At 33.4% G+C, this 19536-nt stretch carries 19 protein-coding genes and 1 riboswitch; of the genes, 10 read left to right on the top strand and 9 right to left on the bottom strand.

Annotated elements, in window-relative coordinates:
• Positions 1 to 19 precede the first annotated feature (19 nt).
• Positions 20 to 763: a DUF3967 domain-containing protein gene (locus ABH955_RS09000; RefSeq protein ID WP_002014816.1), complete on the bottom strand. Its 744-nt coding sequence runs from the start codon at positions 761 to 763 to the stop codon at positions 20 to 22.
• A 236-nt stretch (positions 764 to 999) separates the two neighbouring features.
• On the opposite strand from ABH955_RS09000, the gene nucA reads away from it, so the two are divergent.
• Entirely contained in the window at positions 1000 to 1434 is a 435-nt protein-coding gene (nucA, locus tag ABH955_RS08995) for a DNA-entry nuclease (protein ID WP_002014817.1), read from the top strand.
• Positions 1435 to 1473: 39 nt separating this feature from the next.
• On the top strand, positions 1474 to 1863 hold the full coding sequence (comJ, locus tag ABH955_RS08990; protein WP_002088359.1) for a competence protein ComJ: 390 nt from the start codon (positions 1474 to 1476) through the stop codon (positions 1861 to 1863).
• Positions 1864 to 1903: 40 nt separating this feature from the next.
• On the opposite strand, the gene metE is transcribed toward comJ, so the two are convergent.
• The 3 genes from metE to ABH955_RS08975 all read right to left on the bottom strand — a co-directional run bounded on the left by metE (position 1904) and on the right by ABH955_RS08975 (position 6923).
• Positions 1904 to 4192: a 5-methyltetrahydropteroyltriglutamate--homocysteine S-methyltransferase gene (metE, locus tag ABH955_RS08985; protein WP_404491043.1), complete on the bottom strand. Its 2289-nt coding sequence runs from the start codon at positions 4190 to 4192 to the stop codon at positions 1904 to 1906.
• A gap of 130 nt (positions 4193 to 4322) precedes the next feature.
• Positions 4323 to 4510: riboswitch (cobalamin riboswitch) on the bottom strand.
• A 222-nt stretch (positions 4511 to 4732) separates the two neighbouring features.
• A complete protein-coding gene (locus tag ABH955_RS08980) occupies positions 4733 to 5290 on the bottom strand; it encodes a PadR family transcriptional regulator (RefSeq protein ID WP_002088357.1) in 558 nt (185 codons plus the stop codon).
• Between the two features lie 91 nt (positions 5291 to 5381).
• Complete coding sequence (locus ABH955_RS08975) at positions 5382 to 6923, bottom strand: MDR family MFS transporter (RefSeq protein WP_404457507.1); 1542 nt, start codon at positions 6921 to 6923, stop codon at positions 5382 to 5384.
• A gap of 514 nt (positions 6924 to 7437) precedes the next feature.
• On the opposite strand from ABH955_RS08975, the gene ABH955_RS08970 reads away from it, so the two are divergent.
• The gene (locus ABH955_RS08970; RefSeq protein WP_404491042.1) at positions 7438 to 7938 is read left to right on the top strand and encodes a hypothetical protein; all 501 of its coding nucleotides are present in this window, start codon (positions 7438 to 7440) and stop codon (positions 7936 to 7938) included.
• 31 nt (positions 7939 to 7969) lie between these two features.
• On the opposite strand, the gene ABH955_RS08965 is transcribed toward ABH955_RS08970, so the two are convergent.
• Positions 7970 to 8203 carry a phage holin gene (locus ABH955_RS08965; RefSeq protein ID WP_002014824.1) on the bottom strand — a complete coding sequence of 78 codons (234 nt, stop codon included), beginning with the start codon at positions 8201 to 8203 and terminating at the stop codon, positions 7970 to 7972.
• A gap of 162 nt (positions 8204 to 8365) precedes the next feature.
• Here ABH955_RS08965 and ABH955_RS08960 point away from each other — a divergent pair, with 162 nt between their 5' ends.
• Positions 8366 to 9019, top strand: a complete 654-nt coding sequence (locus tag ABH955_RS08960; protein WP_002033822.1) for a diguanylate cyclase domain-containing protein — start codon at positions 8366 to 8368, stop codon at positions 9017 to 9019.
• A gap of 552 nt (positions 9020 to 9571) precedes the next feature.
• Positions 9572 to 10234 carry a YkyA family protein gene (locus ABH955_RS08955; protein WP_404457502.1) on the top strand — a complete coding sequence of 221 codons (663 nt, stop codon included), beginning with the start codon at positions 9572 to 9574 and terminating at the stop codon, positions 10232 to 10234.
• Between the two features lie 31 nt (positions 10235 to 10265).
• Here ABH955_RS08955 and ABH955_RS08950 read toward each other — a convergent pair whose 3' ends face one another.
• Positions 10266 to 10724, bottom strand: coding sequence for a YkyB family protein (locus tag ABH955_RS08950; RefSeq protein ID WP_002066920.1), 459 nt, complete (start codon positions 10722 to 10724; stop codon positions 10266 to 10268).
• 141 nt (positions 10725 to 10865) lie between these two features.
• On the opposite strand from ABH955_RS08950, the gene ABH955_RS08945 reads away from it, so the two are divergent.
• Both ABH955_RS08945 and ABH955_RS08940 read left to right on the top strand, forming a co-directional pair.
• Positions 10866 to 12440 carry a Ppx/GppA family phosphatase gene (locus tag ABH955_RS08945; protein WP_113937176.1) on the top strand — a complete coding sequence of 525 codons (1575 nt, stop codon included), beginning with the start codon at positions 10866 to 10868 and terminating at the stop codon, positions 12438 to 12440.
• A gap of 108 nt (positions 12441 to 12548) precedes the next feature.
• Positions 12549 to 14657, top strand: a complete 2109-nt coding sequence (locus ABH955_RS08940) for a polyphosphate kinase (RefSeq protein WP_404457498.1) — start codon at positions 12549 to 12551, stop codon at positions 14655 to 14657.
• Positions 14658 to 14823: 166 nt separating this feature from the next.
• Here ABH955_RS08940 and ABH955_RS08935 read toward each other — a convergent pair whose 3' ends face one another.
• Both ABH955_RS08935 and ABH955_RS08930 read right to left on the bottom strand, forming a co-directional pair.
• On the bottom strand, positions 14824 to 15060 hold the full coding sequence (locus ABH955_RS08935; protein ID WP_002014830.1) for a hypothetical protein: 237 nt from the start codon (positions 15058 to 15060) through the stop codon (positions 14824 to 14826).
• A gap of 97 nt (positions 15061 to 15157) precedes the next feature.
• Positions 15158 to 16015, bottom strand: coding sequence for a metallophosphoesterase (locus ABH955_RS08930; RefSeq protein WP_002014831.1), 858 nt, complete (start codon positions 16013 to 16015; stop codon positions 15158 to 15160).
• A gap of 198 nt (positions 16016 to 16213) precedes the next feature.
• Here ABH955_RS08930 and fadH point away from each other — a divergent pair, with 198 nt between their 5' ends.
• The 3 genes from fadH to ABH955_RS08915 all read left to right on the top strand — a co-directional run bounded on the left by fadH (position 16214) and on the right by ABH955_RS08915 (position 19123).
• Positions 16214 to 16978: a 2,4-dienoyl-CoA reductase gene (gene fadH, locus ABH955_RS08925; RefSeq protein WP_002128892.1), complete on the top strand. Its 765-nt coding sequence runs from the start codon at positions 16214 to 16216 to the stop codon at positions 16976 to 16978.
• Between the two features lie 255 nt (positions 16979 to 17233).
• A complete protein-coding gene (locus tag ABH955_RS08920) occupies positions 17234 to 18451 on the top strand; it encodes an EAL domain-containing protein (RefSeq protein ID WP_002066923.1) in 1218 nt (405 codons plus the stop codon).
• Between the two features lie 183 nt (positions 18452 to 18634).
• On the top strand, positions 18635 to 19123 hold the full coding sequence (locus ABH955_RS08915; protein WP_002014834.1) for a DUF3993 domain-containing protein: 489 nt from the start codon (positions 18635 to 18637) through the stop codon (positions 19121 to 19123).
• Positions 19124 to 19148: 25 nt separating this feature from the next.
• Here the strand turns inward: ABH955_RS08915 and ABH955_RS08910 are convergent, their stop codons facing one another.
• Positions 19149 to 19385, bottom strand: coding sequence for a glutaredoxin domain-containing protein (locus ABH955_RS08910; RefSeq protein ID WP_002014835.1), 237 nt, complete (start codon positions 19383 to 19385; stop codon positions 19149 to 19151).
• Positions 19386 to 19536 lie beyond the last annotated feature (151 nt).

Below are 19536 nucleotides of genomic sequence, written 5' to 3'. Positions count from 1 at the left end.
TAGAAAAAGTTACAAAATTTCATTCATTTATTTTTTCTTGTTTTGTTCGAACGAATAAACTTTTAAATGATTGAAAGAAGCTTTGCTCTTTTGAGGCGGCGACTAATCTTTTTGTTTCTTGAATTTCACGAATAACTTGCATAAGTTGTGTATCACGGTTGCTGTCTTTATTGTAAATTTGATTGACAAGTTTATTCATTTTTTCTTCTTGTTTGGATTCTCGCTTATACATATGATTCATTAATAAGTCCATCTTTTCTTTTTGGAGTGCATCTGTTTGAGCGGCGTGAACAACTAGATCTTGTAACATTTTTTCTTGTGAGCCTTCTTTTACATAAACTTGTTGCATTAGTTCATCTAATTTCTCGTCTTTTAAACGATTTTGTGTAATGAGAGTAGAGTTTTGATGAATAATTGCTTCATTTAATTGAGCAAGCATTTCAAGTTTTAGCATGAACTCCTCAAAGTTACGCCCATCTTCTTTTGGTTGCACTTCTTGTTTATCTTGAATAACAGGTACAGGTGGGGCTTCTTTTTCTTTTAAAATAATAGGTATTGTTTCTGAAATGTCCTCTTGTAATGTAGCAGCTCTTTCATGTATAGATTTCAATAGTTTTAAATCATCCAATTTATAAATACGAGCATCAGCTGTTTTTGAAATGATATAACCGTGTTCCTCTAAGAGTTGGCTATATTTTCGGACTATATGTTTTGGGATACCTGTTTTATTTGTAACATCTTTCGTTTTATAAATAGCTTCCATGATAGTTCCTCCCCAAAAAGTATCGTATATATCATTTCAACCTTTTATGAGGACTTCCTTTGAAAAAGAATGTCGGAAGGTTATTAGTTTTCTACAGCATTAGTGAAAAGATGAAGAAAAATGAATGTTTTTGGCGGAATGGAGAGGAAGAGCTAAAATAATGTCTGAAAACATACATAGAAGAAGTTTGTTATAATAACTGAGGAAAAGAAATTGGTAGGAACACGGAGGTACACATGAAGCAATTTAAAGGTATTATCATTTCAATTATTGCAATTCTTTCTCTTTTGGTAGCGGTATATGAAGTACTTGTGCCAGAGGAGACAAGTACTAAAAAAACAACTACGTATGATCAAATTCTAGAGTTCCCGAAAGAACGATATCCAGAGACCGGGAAACATATAACGGATGCTATAAAAGAAGGACATTCGGAAATGTGCACAATTGATCGTAATGGTGCAGCGGATAGAAGGAAATTATCGTTAGCGCCATATCCGACGAAGAAAGGTTATGATCGTGATGAATGGCCGATGGCGATGTGTAAGGAAGGCGGAAAAGGAGCTCATATTGAATATATAAGTCCAGCAGATAACCGCGGTGCAGGTTCTTGGGTAGGGAATAAGCTAGACAAATATCCAGATGGTACGCGTGTGAAATTTGAAGTGAAATAGTAATTGGCATACATTTCATAGTGGAGGAGAGGGATAGTTATGGAATTAACAATTTCATATTCGCAATTAATGATAATGAACTATGATGGTCAGCAGCCTTATGTAGATTGGACTCCTGAAGATTTTGAAAGAGGCTATGCTGAGGTGGATGGAGCTATTATTTTTGAAGCAATCTCTGACTATACTTGTGAAGTGGAAGTTACTTGTGGAAATCATATTGAGAAAGAAGAAGTGGTTAGAACGATATCAGTTCCTTTCACAGTGAAGAATGAAGAAGTATATATAACAAGTATTCTTTCTAATAAATATCATATTCCTATTCCGAACGGGGAATATATGATAGTCTTACAGGCAACTCCTCTTGAAGAGCCATCAGACGATGAATTGTATAAAGTACAATACGACTTCTATTTTGAGAGTGTAGAATAAAAAAACGTGTTATCCTTTTTGAAGGATAACACGTTTTTTATTATGCGTTTGTTTTTAGGAGAGAACGAGCGTCTTTTGCTGCCTGAACCATGTGCTCTAAAGCAGGTATAACTTCCTCAGTTCTTCGTGTTTTTAAACCACAGTCTGGATTAATCCAGAAATATTTAGGGTCACATACTTGTAAAGATTGTTCTACGATTGTGAACATTTCATCTTTACTTGGGACACGTGGGCTATGAATATCATATACCCCTAGACCAATTCCTTTTTCATATGTTGTATGCTTTAATGTATTAATAAATTCTCCATGACTTCTTGATGTTTCGATAGAAATAACATCTGCGTCTAACGCTCGAATTGCATCTACAATATCTTCGAAGTTACTATAACACATATGAGTATGAATTTGTGTTTCATTTTCTACAGAAGATGTTGCTAAAAGGAATGATTGAACTGCCCATGTAATGTATGCATCCCAATCTTTTTCTTTTAACGGCATACCTTCACGAAGTGCAGGTTCATCGACTTGGATTACTCTAATTCCGGAAGATTCAAGTAATTCAATTTCATGACGAAGTGCTAATGCAATTTGATATGAAACTTCTTTTCTTGAAATATCATTTCGAACGAATGACCAATTTAAAATAGTGACAGGTCCAGTTAGCATACCTTTTACTACTTTCTCTGTTAAGCCTTGTGCATATACAGTTTCTTTAATAGTCATTCCACTTATAAAGGCAACATCACCATAAATAACAGGTGGTTTTACGCAACGAGAACCGTATGATTGTACCCATCCGTTTTTAGTAAAGGAGAAACCAGCAAGTCTTTCTCCAAAATATTCCACCATGTCAGTTCTTTCGAATTCACCATGTACTAGTACATCAAGACCAATATCTTCTTGGTAACGAATCCACTTTGCAGTTTCTTTTTCAATGAATTGATTATATTGTTCATTTGTAATATCGCCGTTACGCCACTGTTTACGTGTTTGACGAACTTCAGATGTTTGCGGGAAGCTACCAATAGTTGTTGTTGGTAACAACGGTAATTTTAAAGCTACTTGCTGTAGTTCATATCGTTTTTCAAATGGAAGAGGACGTGAGAAATCATCTTCTTTAAGTGATGTACGTGCCACTTTTACATCTTCACGATTACGTGCAGCTGATGAGCGGATTGCATGATGTGCATTACGATATGTTGTTAAATCGCTACTGATGCTTTCTACACCTTTAGTAAGAGCAGAATGGATAAGGACTAGTTCTTCTAATTTTTGATTAGCAAATGCAAGTGCATCAAATAATTCACTTGTTAAGTGCGTTTCTTCCGTTTTATCAATTGGAGTATGCAATAAGCTACAAGAAGGTTGAACAATTAAACTTTTTGCTGTGATTTGATTTTGTAATGTTGTAAATAAAGAAAGTACATCATCAAGATCAGCTCTCCAAATGTTACGGCCATCTATACAACCGATAGCTAAAATTTTATCAGCTGGGAATCCGTATTTTGAAATAGCATTTACATTACCTTCTTTGCCATGAACAAAGTCTAATCCAATACCGGAAACAGGGAATGTAATAATTTCTTCATAGTTCTCTTCTACACTATCAAAATATGTTTGTAGAAGAAGATTAGCATTTGGAACCTCTTTATGAATAGCTTCGTAAAGTTCTTTCGCTTGATTAATTTCATCTTTTGTTAAAGATGCGAAGATTGGTTCGTCAACTTGAATAATTTGTGCTCCAGCTGCGTGTAATTCAGAGAATAATTGTACATAAGGTGCAACTAGCTCTTTTAAAATAGTGGCAAATTGCTCTTCGTTATAACCTTTTGCTAGTTTTAGGAATGTATAAGGGCCTAAAATAACTGGTTTTCCATCAACGCCTAACTCTTTTTTCGCTTCTTCATATAAACGAAGAGGACGATTGTCTTTTAAAGAGATTTGTAATCCTTCTTCATATTCAGGAACAATGTAATGATAGTTTGTGTTAAACCATTTTGTCATTTCAGAAGCAACGTGATCTTTAGAGCCGCGTGCCATTGCAAAATATACATCAAGGTAAGAGGTAAACTCTGAAAAACGTGACGGGATGAATCCTAACATGTAGGCCGTATCCAGAACGTGGTCATAATATGTAAAATCGCCAACTGGAATTAATTCAATTCCCTTTTCTTGCTGTACTTTGACGTGTTGAAGGCGAATTTCTTTCATTGTCGTTAAAAATTGTTCTTCATCAATTTTATTGGACCAAAAAGCTTCCAATGTTTTTTTCCACTCTCGTTGTAGTCCGATACGTGGATAACCTAAGTTACTTGTTTGAATTGCCATTTTAAATTCCTCCCTAATTGAAAGTAAGCATTTCCGTTTACTCGGAAATACCTATAACAAAAAGCATAAAGGCATAGAAAAATAAGCCTTCCTTTTTGTTCTTAACACCTCATCATCATCCGTGAGTCTATCAGTGTTGTTAAAATAGGCAGGTATCCTGACTTATGCTTCATATAATTTCTTTCACCTTCCCGTTTTCACAGTGGCACAAAAAAGAAATCTCAGCATTTACAGTGGCGGGACCGTGTTGGAGTTTCACCAAACTTCCCTTTTAAACACGAAGTGAAATATTCGTGTACCTATTTTCCTTTTGAAAGGAATTTAACAAGCGATATGATATTGAAACAAATTCTAACACAATTTTCGGAATTTTGTCCACTGTTTTAAAATAAGAAAATTCTAAAGTTTTTTATTTCTTTTTATTCGGAAAATTAAGTTTTTTGATGTTTATTTATTATTAAAATGAGGGTGTTTTGAGTTGCGAGGAATAATTATAGTGTTAAGTTTTTCTAAAAGAGGAGGCACCTCTTTTAGAAAAACTTAATCATTATCTACACCTATTTCTGAAAGACGACCTGCAGTTGCATCTTGTAAGAGCGTGTTTAGCCAACGTAATTCAACATTAATATGCTCAATGACGCTTTGTAGAATATATAGTTGAGCACGAGGAACTAGTTGTTTATTATGATCGTATATCGTTTGCATTGTATGTAAATATAGCATTGTATCATCTCTCTTTTTTTTCAAAATAGGAACTAGAGCTTGTTCGTCGCTAAAGTGAGCGAAAGAGAGTGCTGAATAAATAGGTTTATATATTTGGTTTTTCGCTTCAAATTGTTTTAATAATAAGGTGTGGAAAAGGGCTTTTCCTTCCCCTGTTATATGGAAGATTGTTTTATCTGGTCTATTCGTATCTCTAACAATATTGGTAACGCTAATGGCACCTTGTTTTTCTAATTGCTCGAAGGCGTAGTATAGCGATCCCTTGGCATATTTAATATAACAATCCATTTGTCTTTCTTTCATTATGTGCTGCACTTCATAGGGATGTTTATCTCCTTCGAGTAACAAGCCGAGAATGACTAACTTCATGCTCATGCTGTCTCAACTCCTGTATATAGAAACTTTATATATATTATAAACGGTATATCCTCTTTCATAAAGGGATATACCGTTTCGTTTTTCTATATTAGCTTACTTGTTTTTGTTTTTGCTTTGTTTTTGGTCCTGTTAAAAGACGTTCATTTCCCATAAATAAAATACAAATTATACTTAGCGTAGCTGGGATAAGTGCCCAGAAAAATGTATTAGCAATAGATGTTGCAAGAGCCTCTTTAATTCCGCTCAGTACTTCAGGAGGTAGCTTTTCAGTAGCATTTGGTGATAATAAAAAGCTTGTGTCTCCACCTTTAGGAGCCATTTTTTCTAGTTCAGGAGGGAAGACTGCTTTTAATTTATCAGTGAAAACATGATTTTGAATCGTACCGAAAATCGTGACGCCAAGGGTCATTCCAAGTGAACGGAAGAATGAGTTCGTGGATGTAGCAGAACCGCGATCTCTCATTTCTAGTTTGTGGATAGATGCCATACTTAAAACTGAGAAGGAGAATCCAACTCCAAGTCCAGCAAGCACCATAAACATTGTTACGAGTGTACGAGGTGTTTCCATAGTTAAAGTACTTAGTAAATAAATACCAAGAACGAAGAAAACTCCAGATACTGTCATGATGTTACGATAACTTGTTCGTGAAGCTAATTGTCCACCAGTTTGACTTCCGATTACAGATCCTACCATCATAGGTGTCAAAATTAATCCAGCATTTGAGGCTGAACCACCGAGAACACCTTGAACGAAGATTGGAATATAAACTGTACAGATGATAAAAGCTGCGCCATAGAAAAAGGCAACACCTTGGCTAGCTGCAAATAAAGGTTTTTTAAATAAATGGAAAGAAATAATAGGCTCGGTTGCGTTTCTTTCTACGAAGAAGAAAATAATAAGCAGAATAACAACAGTTGAAAATAAACCAATAATCACATTAGAGTCCCATGCATATTCTTTACCACCAAGTTCTAAAGCAAACATTAAGCAAACGATACTAATGACAAGCGTAATAGCACCAGCCCAGTCAATTTTTTGTTTTCGATATTCTAGAGACTCGCTATAGTATTTAGTAATGAAGAAGAAGGAAATAAGTCCTAACGGAATATTAATATAGAAGACCCAGTGCCAACTTATATAATCTGTAATGTAAGCACCTAATAAAGGTCCGAAAACACTAGATGTTCCGAAAACAGCACCAAATAGTCCGGTCATTTTTCCTCGTTTTTCAGGCGGGAATATATCATACATAATTGTAAATGCGATAGGCATAAGAGCGCCGCCACCAATTCCTTGAATGGCTCTATAAATACTTAGTTGTTCAATACTGGATGCTGTCCCGCAAAGTGCAGAACCAAATAAGAAGAGAATTAATCCGCCAATAAAAAAGCGTTTCCGTCCGTACATATCAGACAGCTTACCGAAAATAGGCATTCCGGCCATTGTTGCTACCATGTAGGCGGATGTGACCCAAACGAATTTGTCGAACCCTCCTAAGTCTCCGACAATCGTTGCCATCGCAGTTGCGACGATTGTGTTATCCATTGCTGCCATTAGAATACCAAGTAGTAAACCAGCAACAACAAATTTTGTTTTACTTGAATCGTTTTTTGATAGTTGTGCTTCCAAAAGTAGCCCTCCTTTAATAAAAATTAAACTAACTTAAGTTTTTTAGTGCAATGCATAAAAAAACTTTATGTACAGTTTGTATCGTTCCTCTTCATTTTATAAAAAATTGCACTGACATGATATAAAGGATGGAAATCATAAATTATATTATAGTCAAATTTGACTAAAAGGCAAATGTTTTCTACCGCCAAATTATTTTATCCCGCTTTAACTGCCCGTTAAACCCCCACTGATTATTAGCTTTCACTTTATTATATTGACCGAAAGAGAGAGGTAAGACTTTATTTTGTTATGTAGTCAAGGAAGGAAATTGTAAAAAAATATTTAATAAAGTATAACCTGTGTCAACCTATTAAAAATGGTTTTTTCTTTATATTGTCGAATAGGATAAAAGGAAAAGAAAAATTTAATATGGTTTGTAACAAGCTAAATATTTTTTCTAAGTGTAGTTTATTGCATCGAGAGGCAGAATACAGTTGTATAGATGATATATCTGGAATGAGGTGAATATATTATGAAAATATGGAAACGAATTTCGGATCAAGGAAGGTATTCTATACCGTTACAGCCGGTTTTGTGGATTGATGGTTCTAAAAAGGACACGGAAGCATCCGATGTAGCAGTCACATTGCAAATCCATAGTATGTATAAAGAAAAATTTTCGTATGAGATGATCTATGATGTTAATGACATACTAATTATTCGACTTGAAGTTGAAAATAAAGGCGTTGAAATGATTTCGCGAGTAGTTGTAAGTCATATGATTCGTGATTATTTCGCGTATATCCCAAACTCTTTAAAAGCAGATAAGGGAATAAGTGAGTTTTTATTTCAGCTTGTAAGGTGGCGAATCGATAATTTATCACCGAATGAAAAGGTAGAATTAATTTGTCAAATAAAAGCAAATAAAGATAAAGCTCCTCCCAATTCATTATTTCAGGCTACATATACATTTCAATATAAAGGTGTATCATATGGACCGCTACAAACAAATGAAGTGGTTGTCAGAAAATGATAAGAAGGAACCTGTGCGAAAGGTTCCTTCTTTAATGAAGATTGTGCTTCTTGAGTAATTTCTTTTGTTCCACTCCCTTTTTTCCAATATAGTTATTTTTGTATCCAAAATATAGAATGAATAGAAATGAAATAACATTTACTATAGCGTCAATTTGATCGTTTGTAATGAAGTTTATTCCGAAAGAGTTAAATAGTAATTTTAATGATAACAAAAAGCCAGCTAGTAAGCGCATAATATCTAATAGATTTTCTTTTTGAGGCATATAGGTCACTCCTTCCTAAAAACGATATATAGTATATATATGAAATAAAATAGAAAAGGTATACAAGCTTAAGTAGAAATGTACATTAAATATGTACATTTTTTATTTTATAGAAAAACATTATTGTTATAGAAACATATATTGGTATAAAAGGGGGAGAGTATGAAACATAAGGGGAAAATTAGTGGATTATTACTTGGGAACACAGTTGCGGTTACAGAATGGATTGCACTTCAGGATGTAATTGCTAAGCTAGATTCGAGATCATTTTTAACCGTCTTTATTATTTATATATTGCAAATGATACTAAGCTATTATTTTGGACATTGGTACGATAAAAGAACGAATACGCGTGTAAATATTGAAGTAGGAGGAATGACGAATAACGATTTTGTCGTTGATTTTTTTGGAAAAGTAGCTGCTTTATCAGAAAGAGATTCTCGTAATATTACAGTGTATATTCTTTCCGTAAAAGAATGGGATGTATTAAAAGACACAGTGCAAGAAAAAAAGTTAGATGAGCTAGTCCAAAGAGTAGAACGTACAATTGTAAAGACAGTTCGAAAAGGCGATGTAGTTACGAGGTGGGATGAAAATAAATATGTTATCGTAGCTGTTGATAATGGCTATGAAAAGTCAACAATAACAAGTAGATTAATCAAAAATATTCAAAATGAAATAGCGAATGATTTATTAAGTGTCACACTATTATTTGGGGCTGCAAGTTATCCTATAGAAGGGAAAACTTTTGAAGATTTGTTTAGAAAGGCACAAAATCAATTGTATAATTATAGAAACTTGCAAAGTCATGAATGAAACTTTGATTTGAAGAAGTATGATATAAAGATTTTTTTGTAACATTTTTTTGTCTTTTGTTACAAGAAAACTTTTTTTTGTAACAAAAGTCTTTAAAAATATATGAAATCAGCATATAATTGTGTGTGGATGTGTCAATGCATTTTGCACAATGTTTTCAGTTTAAAAGTGTAGAGGAAAACATGCTCTACACTTTTCCTTTTTAAGAAATTAAAAGAATCTTTGTAAGAGTTGCGAGGTCCCCTTTGCACTATGTAAAATGGACAAAGAGGTTATTTGATAGAAAGTGAGAAAGGGAATGATAGACGTGAGAGGTCAACGATCATCTTTTATCAGGTGAAACATTATAGTGTTTCTTGCAGTAGGTAAGATTAAGGTAAATACCTTTATGTTTTAAGACATTACATAATTTCAAGTGCGAAAATTGTACAAGCAGTATAAATAATTATTGATGATCTTCGTAAAAAAGATGCGAGCGTGAAATAGATAAAGAAGTTATATGTTTTTCATGGGATTTTTGGCACGATGGTCGTTTATTAATAGGAGGAAAAGATGTTGAAATATAATAAATTAGCAATTGTAACTGCATTATCAATGACTTTACTAGCTGGTTGTTTCGGCCCAAAACCAGAAGAGGAGCTATATGTTGCATTTGAAAATGCTGCCAAGCAAGAAAAAACAATGTTTGAAGATGCGAAAAAATTAGAGTCATTAGAGAAAGAGGGGCAAATATTATATAATCAAATTGTCCAAGAAGGAAAAGATAATAATCAGGCTGTTAAGGATAAGCTTGATCAAGCGGTGAAAAATACAGCTGAGCGAGAAAAAGTTCTTATTAAAGAAAAAGAGGCGTTAAATAAAGCGCAAGAAGAAGTGAAGTCAGCTGATAAGTATGTGAAGAAAATTGAAGATAATAAATTAAAAGACCAGGCGGATAAAGTAAAGAGTACTTATGAGAAACGACATGATTCATTCCAAAAGATGTACGATAGCTATAATAAATCTTTAAAGCAAGAAAAAGAATTATATACAATGCTACAAGATAAAGGTACAAAATTAAAAGATATTAGCGAGAAAGTAAAGTTAGTAAACCAAGCATATAAAGATATTGAGACAGAAAAAGATAAGTTTAATGAATATACGAAATCATATAATACAGAAAAAGTTGCATTCTATAAACAAGCGAATATTAAAATTAAGGAAGATAAAAAATAAAACAGTTTGGCCTAATATGGGCCAAACTGTTTTATTTTTTTGTATAGGTACGGCTATACCATGGAACTGCTTCGCTTAATTTTTTTTCTTGTTTTAATGCTTCAGGACCAATATAATCTTGAAGTGTTTTTTTTGCTATTGTTAAAGATAAGGTTGTTTTCGGATTTCGATAGGAGGATTCAAGGTGACCAAGATGCGGTAGGGTGCGAAAATCATCTTTCGTAGGAGGGATATGGAAAAAATAATCACCTAAACGTATAAGAACATCGGATTGTTGTTGACTAAAACGTGGATTTCTAGAAAAATGTAATCCTTCTTTGATAGCCTTTTTTTCAGTAATTAAGCGTTCTAAAGCAGTCTTTTTTAACCAATATAAGTACTTAGGGTTAGTTGCAGCTTTAGCATGACGATTCACAACGAAAATAGATTGAGCTAGTCTATTAATAGAATGTTGATTATGTAATTGAGATTGGGGTTGTGAAGGTTTCATATTGAATCTCCTTTCAATTTTTCCTTATTATAGCATAAATAAAATGGGTTTTTATTATATGCAAAAAGTAATTGTATATATTTTCAATATTAAAGCAATATTGTTATAAAAAACAACTATTTTGTATAATAGTGATAGAATATGTTTCAGAAATTTGATAATGAAAGAGTGAGAAGTTTGAAAGAAATATTAAAACTACAATATGCCATTATAGACATTGGTTCTAATACAATGCGCTTAGTTATTTATGAAAAACAAAGCGGGGGTTTTTATAAAGAGATTGAAAATACGAAAGTGGTCGCTAGGTTAAGAAATTATTTAGTAAATGGTGTATTAAGTGAAGAAGGAATAGAAGTATTATTACAAACATTATTTCAATTTCAAGAAAGTACACGATTCCATAAGCTGCATCATGTACTTTGTGTTGCAACGGCAACAATTAGACAGGCTGAGAATCAAGAGGAAATTAAAAAACTTGTTGAAGGGCAAACAGATTTTACTCTTAGAGTTTTATCAGAATATGAAGAAGCACGTTACGGTTATTTAGCAGTTATGAATTCCACTTCATTTTCAGAAGGAATTACAGTTGATATTGGTGGGGGGAGTACAGAAGTTACATACTTTCGAAATAGAGAAATTTTAGAATACTATAGCTTTCCTTTTGGAGCACTTTCTTTAAAGCAACAATTTATTCAAGATGATATTCCTACTACAGAGGAGTTAGATGAGATTAGAAGGTATTTATGGTATCAATTCCGAACGCTACCATGGTTAATTGATAAAAAATTGCCTCTTATCGCAATTGGGGGTAGTGCGAGGAACATGGCGAAAATCCACCAAAATTTAATTTGTTATCCTATAGCTGGATTACACTTATACAAAATGAAAGAAGACGATATTAAAAATGTAAAAGATGAATTAAAACAATTATCATTCATAGACCTTCAAAAATTAGAAGGGTTAGCAAAAGATCGAGCAGACACAATTATCCCAGCGGTCGAAGTATTTCATATGCTTGTTAACGTTATAGAGGCATCGGCTTTTGTATTGAGTAAAAAAGGATTAAGAGAAGGTGTTTTCTATGAAGAATTAACGAAAGATTTGGGGATCTCATATTATCCGAACGTAGTAGAAGAGAGTTTACATTTATTGTCATATGAATACGAATTAGACATGGGATTTGTCATTCAACTTATTAAACAAGGAACATTAATCTGCAAACAACTTGAAGGAGCTGGACTCATTTCTATGTCAGCGAAAGACTGGAGAATATTCCATCAAGCAGCGAAAGTATTTAATATTGGAAAATATATAGATGAAGAAGCGAGCCGCTTACATACATTTTACTTACTAGCGAACAAAACAATTGATGGTATGATGCATAAAGATCGAGTTAGATTAGCGCTTATAGCTTCTTATAAATCAAAAATGTTATTTAAACAACATTTGGCACTGTTTGAAGGATGGTTTGATAAAAGTGAACAAAAGAAAATTCGATTATTAGGGGCTGTATTACAATTTTCGGCTGCTTTAAATATACGACAAAGATCGCTTGTTGAAACAATATATATAACGGAAAGTAAAGAAGGTTTAACATTCAGGATTTTATGTGAAGAATCGGCATTGGCGGAAAAAGTTCAAGCGGAAAAACAAAAAAAACAACTTGAAAGAGTATTAAAAACGAATATTAACTTAGTATTCGAATTGAAATGTTAGGTTGTACGGATGTCTTTACAAAAAATTAACACTTTGGAATATTGTAATTTGATAAAATAAAAGTAATTAAATTATATTAAAAAAGTTTCAAAGGGAAGTGTGAAGCGAATGGAATTACTAAAGGGGAATTTAGTAAATTTAAATGATACAGCGTATTATAATAATCGTGAATTAAGCTGGCTAGCATTTAATGAACGTGTACTACAAGAAGCGCAAGATGAAAATAATCCACTATTAGAAAGACTAAAGTTTATTAGTATTTTTAGTTCGAATTTAGATGAATTTTTTATGGTGCGCGTAGCAGGTTTGAAAGATCAAGTAAGTGCGGGATTTAATCAGCCAGAAAATAAAGCAGGTTTAACACCAAAGAAACAGTTAAATAAGATTGCGATAAAATCGCATGAGTTGATGACTGTGCAGTATGAAACGTTTAAAAATTATGTATTGCCAGCGCTTAAACTAGAGGGGATTGAGCGTTTAACATTCCATGATTTGACGAAAGAGCAAAGGGAATTTATCGAGGAATATTTTGATGAACAAATATTTCCGGTTTTAACCCCTGTATCTATTGATGCGTATCGTCCATTTCCAATGTTATTAAATAAAAGTTTGAATTTAGCTACTATTTTATATGATGAGCAACAGGCTGAGGAAGAAAATCGTACGAAGTTAGGAATTGTACAAGTGCCTTCATTACTGGAGCGTTTCATATTTTTACCAAGTGAAGGGCAAAAACATAAATTTATTTTATTAGAAGATGTAATTAGTGGTTTTACTCATAAACTATTCACAGGATATAACGTATCACCTGTTACTCGTTTCCGTATTACACGTAATGCGGATTTAACGATCCATGAAGAAGGTGCACGCGATTTATTAAAAGTAATTGAAAAAGAATTGAAAAAGCGTAAGTGGGGAGCTGCCGTTCGTTTAGAAGTTGGTAAAGAACACATTGATGAAAGAGTGTTAGCGTTATTGTATGATGTGTTAGAAGTAAAAGATGAAGATGTGTACATGATGGATGGACCGTTAGATTTAACATGTTTATTCTCCTTATATAAAAAATTAGCGCCTTTATATGAACATCTAGTATATCCGGCTCTTATTCCTCAACCTCCTCAAGATTTAGGTGATGAGGAAGATGTATTTGAAAAAGCGATAGAACATGATATTTTATTACACCATCCCTTTGAGTCGTTTCAGCCAGTCGTTGATTTTGTCCGTGATGCGGCAGATGACTCGAATGTACTTGCGATCAAACAAACATTATATCGTGTAAGTGGAGATTCTCCAATAATTCAGGCGCTGAAGGTAGCAGCTGAAAAAGGAAAACAAGTGACGGTATTGGTTGAGTTAAAGGCAAGGTTTGATGAAGAGAATAATGTTCATTGGGCTAAAGAATTGGAACAGGCCGGATGTCACGTTATTTACGGAGTAAGTCACTTGAAAACGCATAGTAAAATTACGTTAGTTGTAAGAAGAAGAAACGGAAAAATTGAAAGGTTTGTACATCTTGGAACCGGAAATTATAATGATGCAACAGCGAAGTTGTATACCGATTTTGGATATATTACATCGCGAAAAGACTTTGGTGTAGATGCAACAAATTTCTTTAATTATTTGAGTGGTTATACAAAAAAACCGCATTTTCATCATTTATCTGTTGCCCCGTTTGATATAAGAGAGCAGTTTATGGAGTTAATAGATGAGGAAATCCGTTATCATAGACAATATGGAAATGGATATATTATCGCTAAAATGAATTCGTTAACAGATAAACCGTTAATAAAAAAAATGTATGAAGCATCACAAGCTGGGGTAAGGGTAGAGCTCGTCGTTAGAGGGACATGTTGTTTAAGACCTGGGATTCCAAATGTAAGTGAAAATATTCGTGTAGTTAGTGTTGTTGGAAGATATTTAGAACATAGTCGTATTTATTATTTCCATCATAATGGAGATGAAAAAATATATTTATCTTCAGCTGATTTGATGACGCGAAATATGGAAAAACGAGTAGAAATATCCTTCCCAATTTTAGATATTGAAATGAAAGCGAGAATAAAGGCAATTTTACAGCTGGTTTTAGCTGATAATGTGAAAACACGTGAACAAAATAAAGATGGTGACTATTATTATATAATTAATAGTAGTATAGAAGAAATTGATAGCCAAGTGAATTTATTTAAGATGGCGTATCAAAATACAGACGCTGAATAGTGTGAAAAAAGTAAAAACCTCTTATTGAATTTAAGAGGTTTTTACTTTTTTTCTCTACTCATATATTCTCAAAATGGAAGGATGAGTAGAGAGAATAGTTTTTATTATAGGCGTGTGATGAGTCGGTTCGTTGAGAGAAAAACATTAGAAGAATGGTTGGTTTAAATTAATAATAGTATGGTTGTTGACAAGGCCCTCCGTAACAAGGAAAAGGTGCTGGTGGTGGGAAAGGCGGTGGATAAGGCGGATAAAACGGTCTAGGCCCGAAAGCTAATGCTCCGCCTAGCAGTCCGCCAGCAATTCCAGCTAGAAATGGAACACCGAAAAATGGAAAGAAGCGTGAGTCGCCTGCTGGGCCAAAAGGTGCTGAACGAACTGGGATCGGTTGATAATATGGATACATGAACAAACCTCCTTTACTGGACTCATTTTTATCATATGGTGGACCAAGCGTGGATGAGCGCGTACAAGGAAGGATATGTAAGGAAATAGGCGAATTGTTACGAATGTTGTAGGATGAAGAGTGTAATTTCAGGTTTTGACATAAAGCGGAATGGGACACGTGTTCTTCCAATACCTCGATTGACATAGAGAGTCAAACCTTGAATGTTATAGAAACCTTCAATATATTCTTTTGCAAGCGACGGGGTAATAATAGCACCTAAAAAAGGAATTTGTACTTGTCCGCCATGGCTATGACCAGAAAGTTGAAGATTGATTGGATATGTAGCGATTTGTGGCGCGATATCTGGTTCGTGAACGAGAACAATTGTATAAATATTTTGTTTTGCATGTTGTAAAGTTTCCGCTATTTTTGGTTTACCCAGTAGCATATCATCGAGTCCGAAAATAGAAATTTCACTATTATCCAGTAAACGAATTCGCTTTTCGCTATTTTGCAAAAGTTCAAATCCAGATTCGCGCATGATGTGATCATAGTATTCAGTTCCATATCCGCCATGGTCGTGGTTACCATAAATAGAAAATTTACCGAAGGGTGCCTGTATATTCTTTAAAATGGATGCAACAAAAGAAGCCTCGGTATATGTTTGGTAATCATCAATGAGATCACCAGTAAAAAGGACAATATCTGGCTTTTCAGCATTAATCTTGGAAACGATTTGAGATAAATGTTGGAGAGAGAAATAGTATCCTAGATGTAAATCGCTAAATTGAAGGATCTTCATACCATGAAAACCTTTTGGTATGAGCGGTGATTTAAGTGTGTGTTGCGTAAAAGAAAGCAAATAGGGCTCTATATATTTAGCATAATAATAGCCGATACTTGCGGTTATAAATGAATATAGACAAGTGCGTATTCCAGATTTTAAAAAATTTCTTCTTGTAATTTTCTTCATATACAGGTTACTCGAACCTCCCTTCAGTTTTTTTAAAAATATATTTTAAATACTAAAAAAGTAGTATAGATTACGAAAAAAATGAACGAAAAGAAACCTCTTTACGTTAAAATATCAGAAAAATTGAAAAATATAAAGATTTCTATCAAATAAAGTGATAAAATGAATGTGTATTCATTTTTTTTGGAGGGGATGTATGTGAAAGAGAAGGTAGTTATTATAACAGGTGGATCAAGTGGAATGGGAAAAGGGATGGCGATACGTTTTGCGAAAGAAGGGGCACGTGTTGTTATTACAGGGCGTACAAAAGAAAAGCTAGAAGAAGCAAAGTTAGAAATTGAACAGTTTCCAGGGCAAGTATTATCTGTACAAATGGATGTACGAAATACTGATGATATTCAAAAAATGATTGAACATATTGATGAGAAGTTTGGACGGATTGATATTTTAATAAATAATGCAGCTGGAAACTTTATTTGTCCAGCAGAGGACTTATCTGTGAATGGCTGGAATTCGGTAATTAATATTGTATTAAATGGCACATTTTATTGTAGTCAGGCTATTGGGAAATATTGGATTGAAAAAGGTATAAAAGGAAATATTATTAACATGGTGGCAACATATGCATGGGATGCAGGCCCAGGGGTTATCCATTCGGCAGCAGCTAAAGCTGGTGTATTAGCGATGACAAAAACTCTTGCTGTTGAGTGGGGACGTAAATATGGAATACGAGTTAACGCTATCGCACCAGGACCAATTGAACGTACAGGTGGTGCCGATAAATTATGGATTTCAGAAGAAATGGCTAAGCGTACATTGCAAAGTGTTCCACTTGGTAGAATGGGTACACCAGAAGAAATTGCGGGTCTAGCTTATTATTTATGTTCAGATGAAGCTGCATACATAAATGGAACTTGTATGACAATGGATGGTGGCCAGCATTTGCATCAATATCCATTTTAAAAGGGATGAACAAACGAATGATTTATTCATTTCTTTGTGGTAAAATATGACGAAATTGTGACACTTAAAAGAAATGTGTTTACAAGAGGGGATATATACGTTATATTTAAGACCTCTTTTTTCTTCATAGTAGAATTGCTAATTCCCCTTAGCATTTTACCCCTCTAATCCCTTCAGGAAAACTGAAGGGATTTTTTATTATTTTTCCGTAAATATCGTGTTATAATTTTTGAAAAGTAAAGGGAGGGAAGCACGTTGATAGATGCATTAGATGTAATGAGTAACTTGGATAAAGTCCTTCCTTATTATCAAGCTATTTTTAGTGCTGATGAGCATACAGTAATTGGATATGAAGTTGTAGGACGTATTCAAACAGAAGAGGGCATACAAAGTTTAGCATCTTTCTTCCATGATGATTCTATTCCGAGTGAGTTCCAACTTGAAGCGGATAACATCATCGTAGAAAAAGCGTTAAATAGGTATTTAGAAACGGATCAAAAATTATTATTATTTATACATCGGAATGCTAATGTATTAATGAATGATGAAGATGAAAGTTTACTTCAACTTTTGCTGATGTATGAAGAACAAGGTTTGAACTTACAACGCATTGTTCTGGAAATAACAGAACATGAATGTAAAGAAGATATAGAACAATTTAATCATTTACTCATGTATTATCGTACATATGGTATTCAAATTTCGATTAATAAAGTCGGAACGGGTACAAGTAATTTAGAGCGTATTAGCGTATTAGCACCGGATATTTTAAAAGTAGATTTAACAAATTTAAGGCAAACTGCACTTTTACAATCTTATCAAGATATTTTATATTCCTTATCTTTACTTGCTAGAAGAATTGGTGCGACATTGTTATATGAAGAAATTGATGCTTTTTATCAACTACAATATGCTTGGAAAAACGGTGGTAGATATTATCAAGGTAATTATTTGAAAGAATGTTTACCTGATTTTATTGAAACGAATGTTTTAAAAGAGCGACTTGGTAATGAATGTCATCAATTTATTCTGCATGAGAAGAAGAAGTTGCAAAAAATTTATAATTTAACAGAGATGTTACGTGATCGAATTGGTGATGTTCTGTCAAAACAAAAAAAGAATGAAGATATAAATGATTGGTTATTACAATTTAGCCAAAGCATATCACAATATAGTTTTCGGATATTTATTTGTAATGAAGATGGTTTTCAACAATCGGGTAATGTTATGAAAAAAGATGGTGGATGGATCATTATGCCAGAGTATTATATGAAGAACTGGAGCTGGCGCCCGTATTTTCTAGAAAATATAATGAAAATGCGTTTTGAGAATAAGGCAAGACTTTCAGATTTATATGCTGATATCGAAACTGGTGAAATGGTACGAACATTTTCATTCCCTATTGATGATGAAAACTTTTTATTTATAGATTTATCGTACGAATATTTATATGAAGAAGATGTTTTATTTTAATGCACGAAGAGATTCGTGTATTTTTTTGTTTGTTTTTATCATAAATTGGTAATAGTGAAAATGATGATGAAAATGCTGTCTATCGTTGTAAAGATTTTACGAACGAAATCATCCCTTTCTTTGCATAATCATTGTTACAATGAATACTACAAAGACAAGCTCTTTTAAAAGGAAGGTGAAAAAATGAAGAAATATGGAATATGGTTTGTTCTATTTATATGTGTTGCCTTTCTAGTTGGCTATAGTGTCACAACTGTTTTAGGAAAAGAAGAAGTGAAAGTGGATCGGAAAGAAGTGTTTACAACGATACAAAAAGGTTATGAGACGCAATTTTCAATCCGCGGGAAGCAAATACCTATGAATAAGATGATAGAGACGTTATCACCATATTTTACAAATAATTTCCTTCAAGTTTTTACAGATGAAAACAGTAGAAATGAAAAACAAAGTGGTGAATATTTACTTCCAGCAAAAGAAGCTCCGTTTTCTTTTAATTCAGAAACAAAAATGTCTTATGATGAAGAACATAAAAATTTATATGTCTATGAGCGGACAAAGAGTGGACAATATCAAATTGTGACATTGCAAAAGGATAATGGAAAATGGAAATTAGCAGGGTATCATGAAAGTCAGGAACTGTTGACTGAAATAAAAAGGTTACAACAATTATGAGAATAGGAATAGGTGTCGCCTATTCCTATTCTATACCGAGTAGCTGTTGTAATTTTTCAATTTGAAAACCTGCCACAACTTCTTCGTCAATTACAACTGTTGGAGTTGAATAGGATTCATAGTCATATAAAAGACGATTGCGTGCAGCAGCGTCTTTTTTTATGTCAAATTCTTCATATACAACGTTATTATGTTTTAAAAATTCTTTTACAATGGTACAAGGCGGACAATCAGGTTGTGTATAAACCTCAATTTTTTTCATTGTAATTCCTCCCTTTTTCTGTTGTTTATTATATTCTGCCAGTATAAAAAGCGCAATAAAGAAGTAAAAAGATGCTCTTTCATCTTTTTACTTCTTATTTCGACAAATTTTAGTTGAGTTTCTTGCCAAGAACCTTTATCCTAGATTGTGG

This window comes from Bacillus sp. RC240 (genome assembly GCF_044907945.1).
In the GTDB taxonomy this organism is placed as follows: domain Bacteria; phylum Bacillota; class Bacilli; order Bacillales; family Bacillaceae_G; genus Bacillus_A; species Bacillus_A mycoides.
This window is presented reverse-complemented; position numbering and strand designations above follow the sequence as displayed.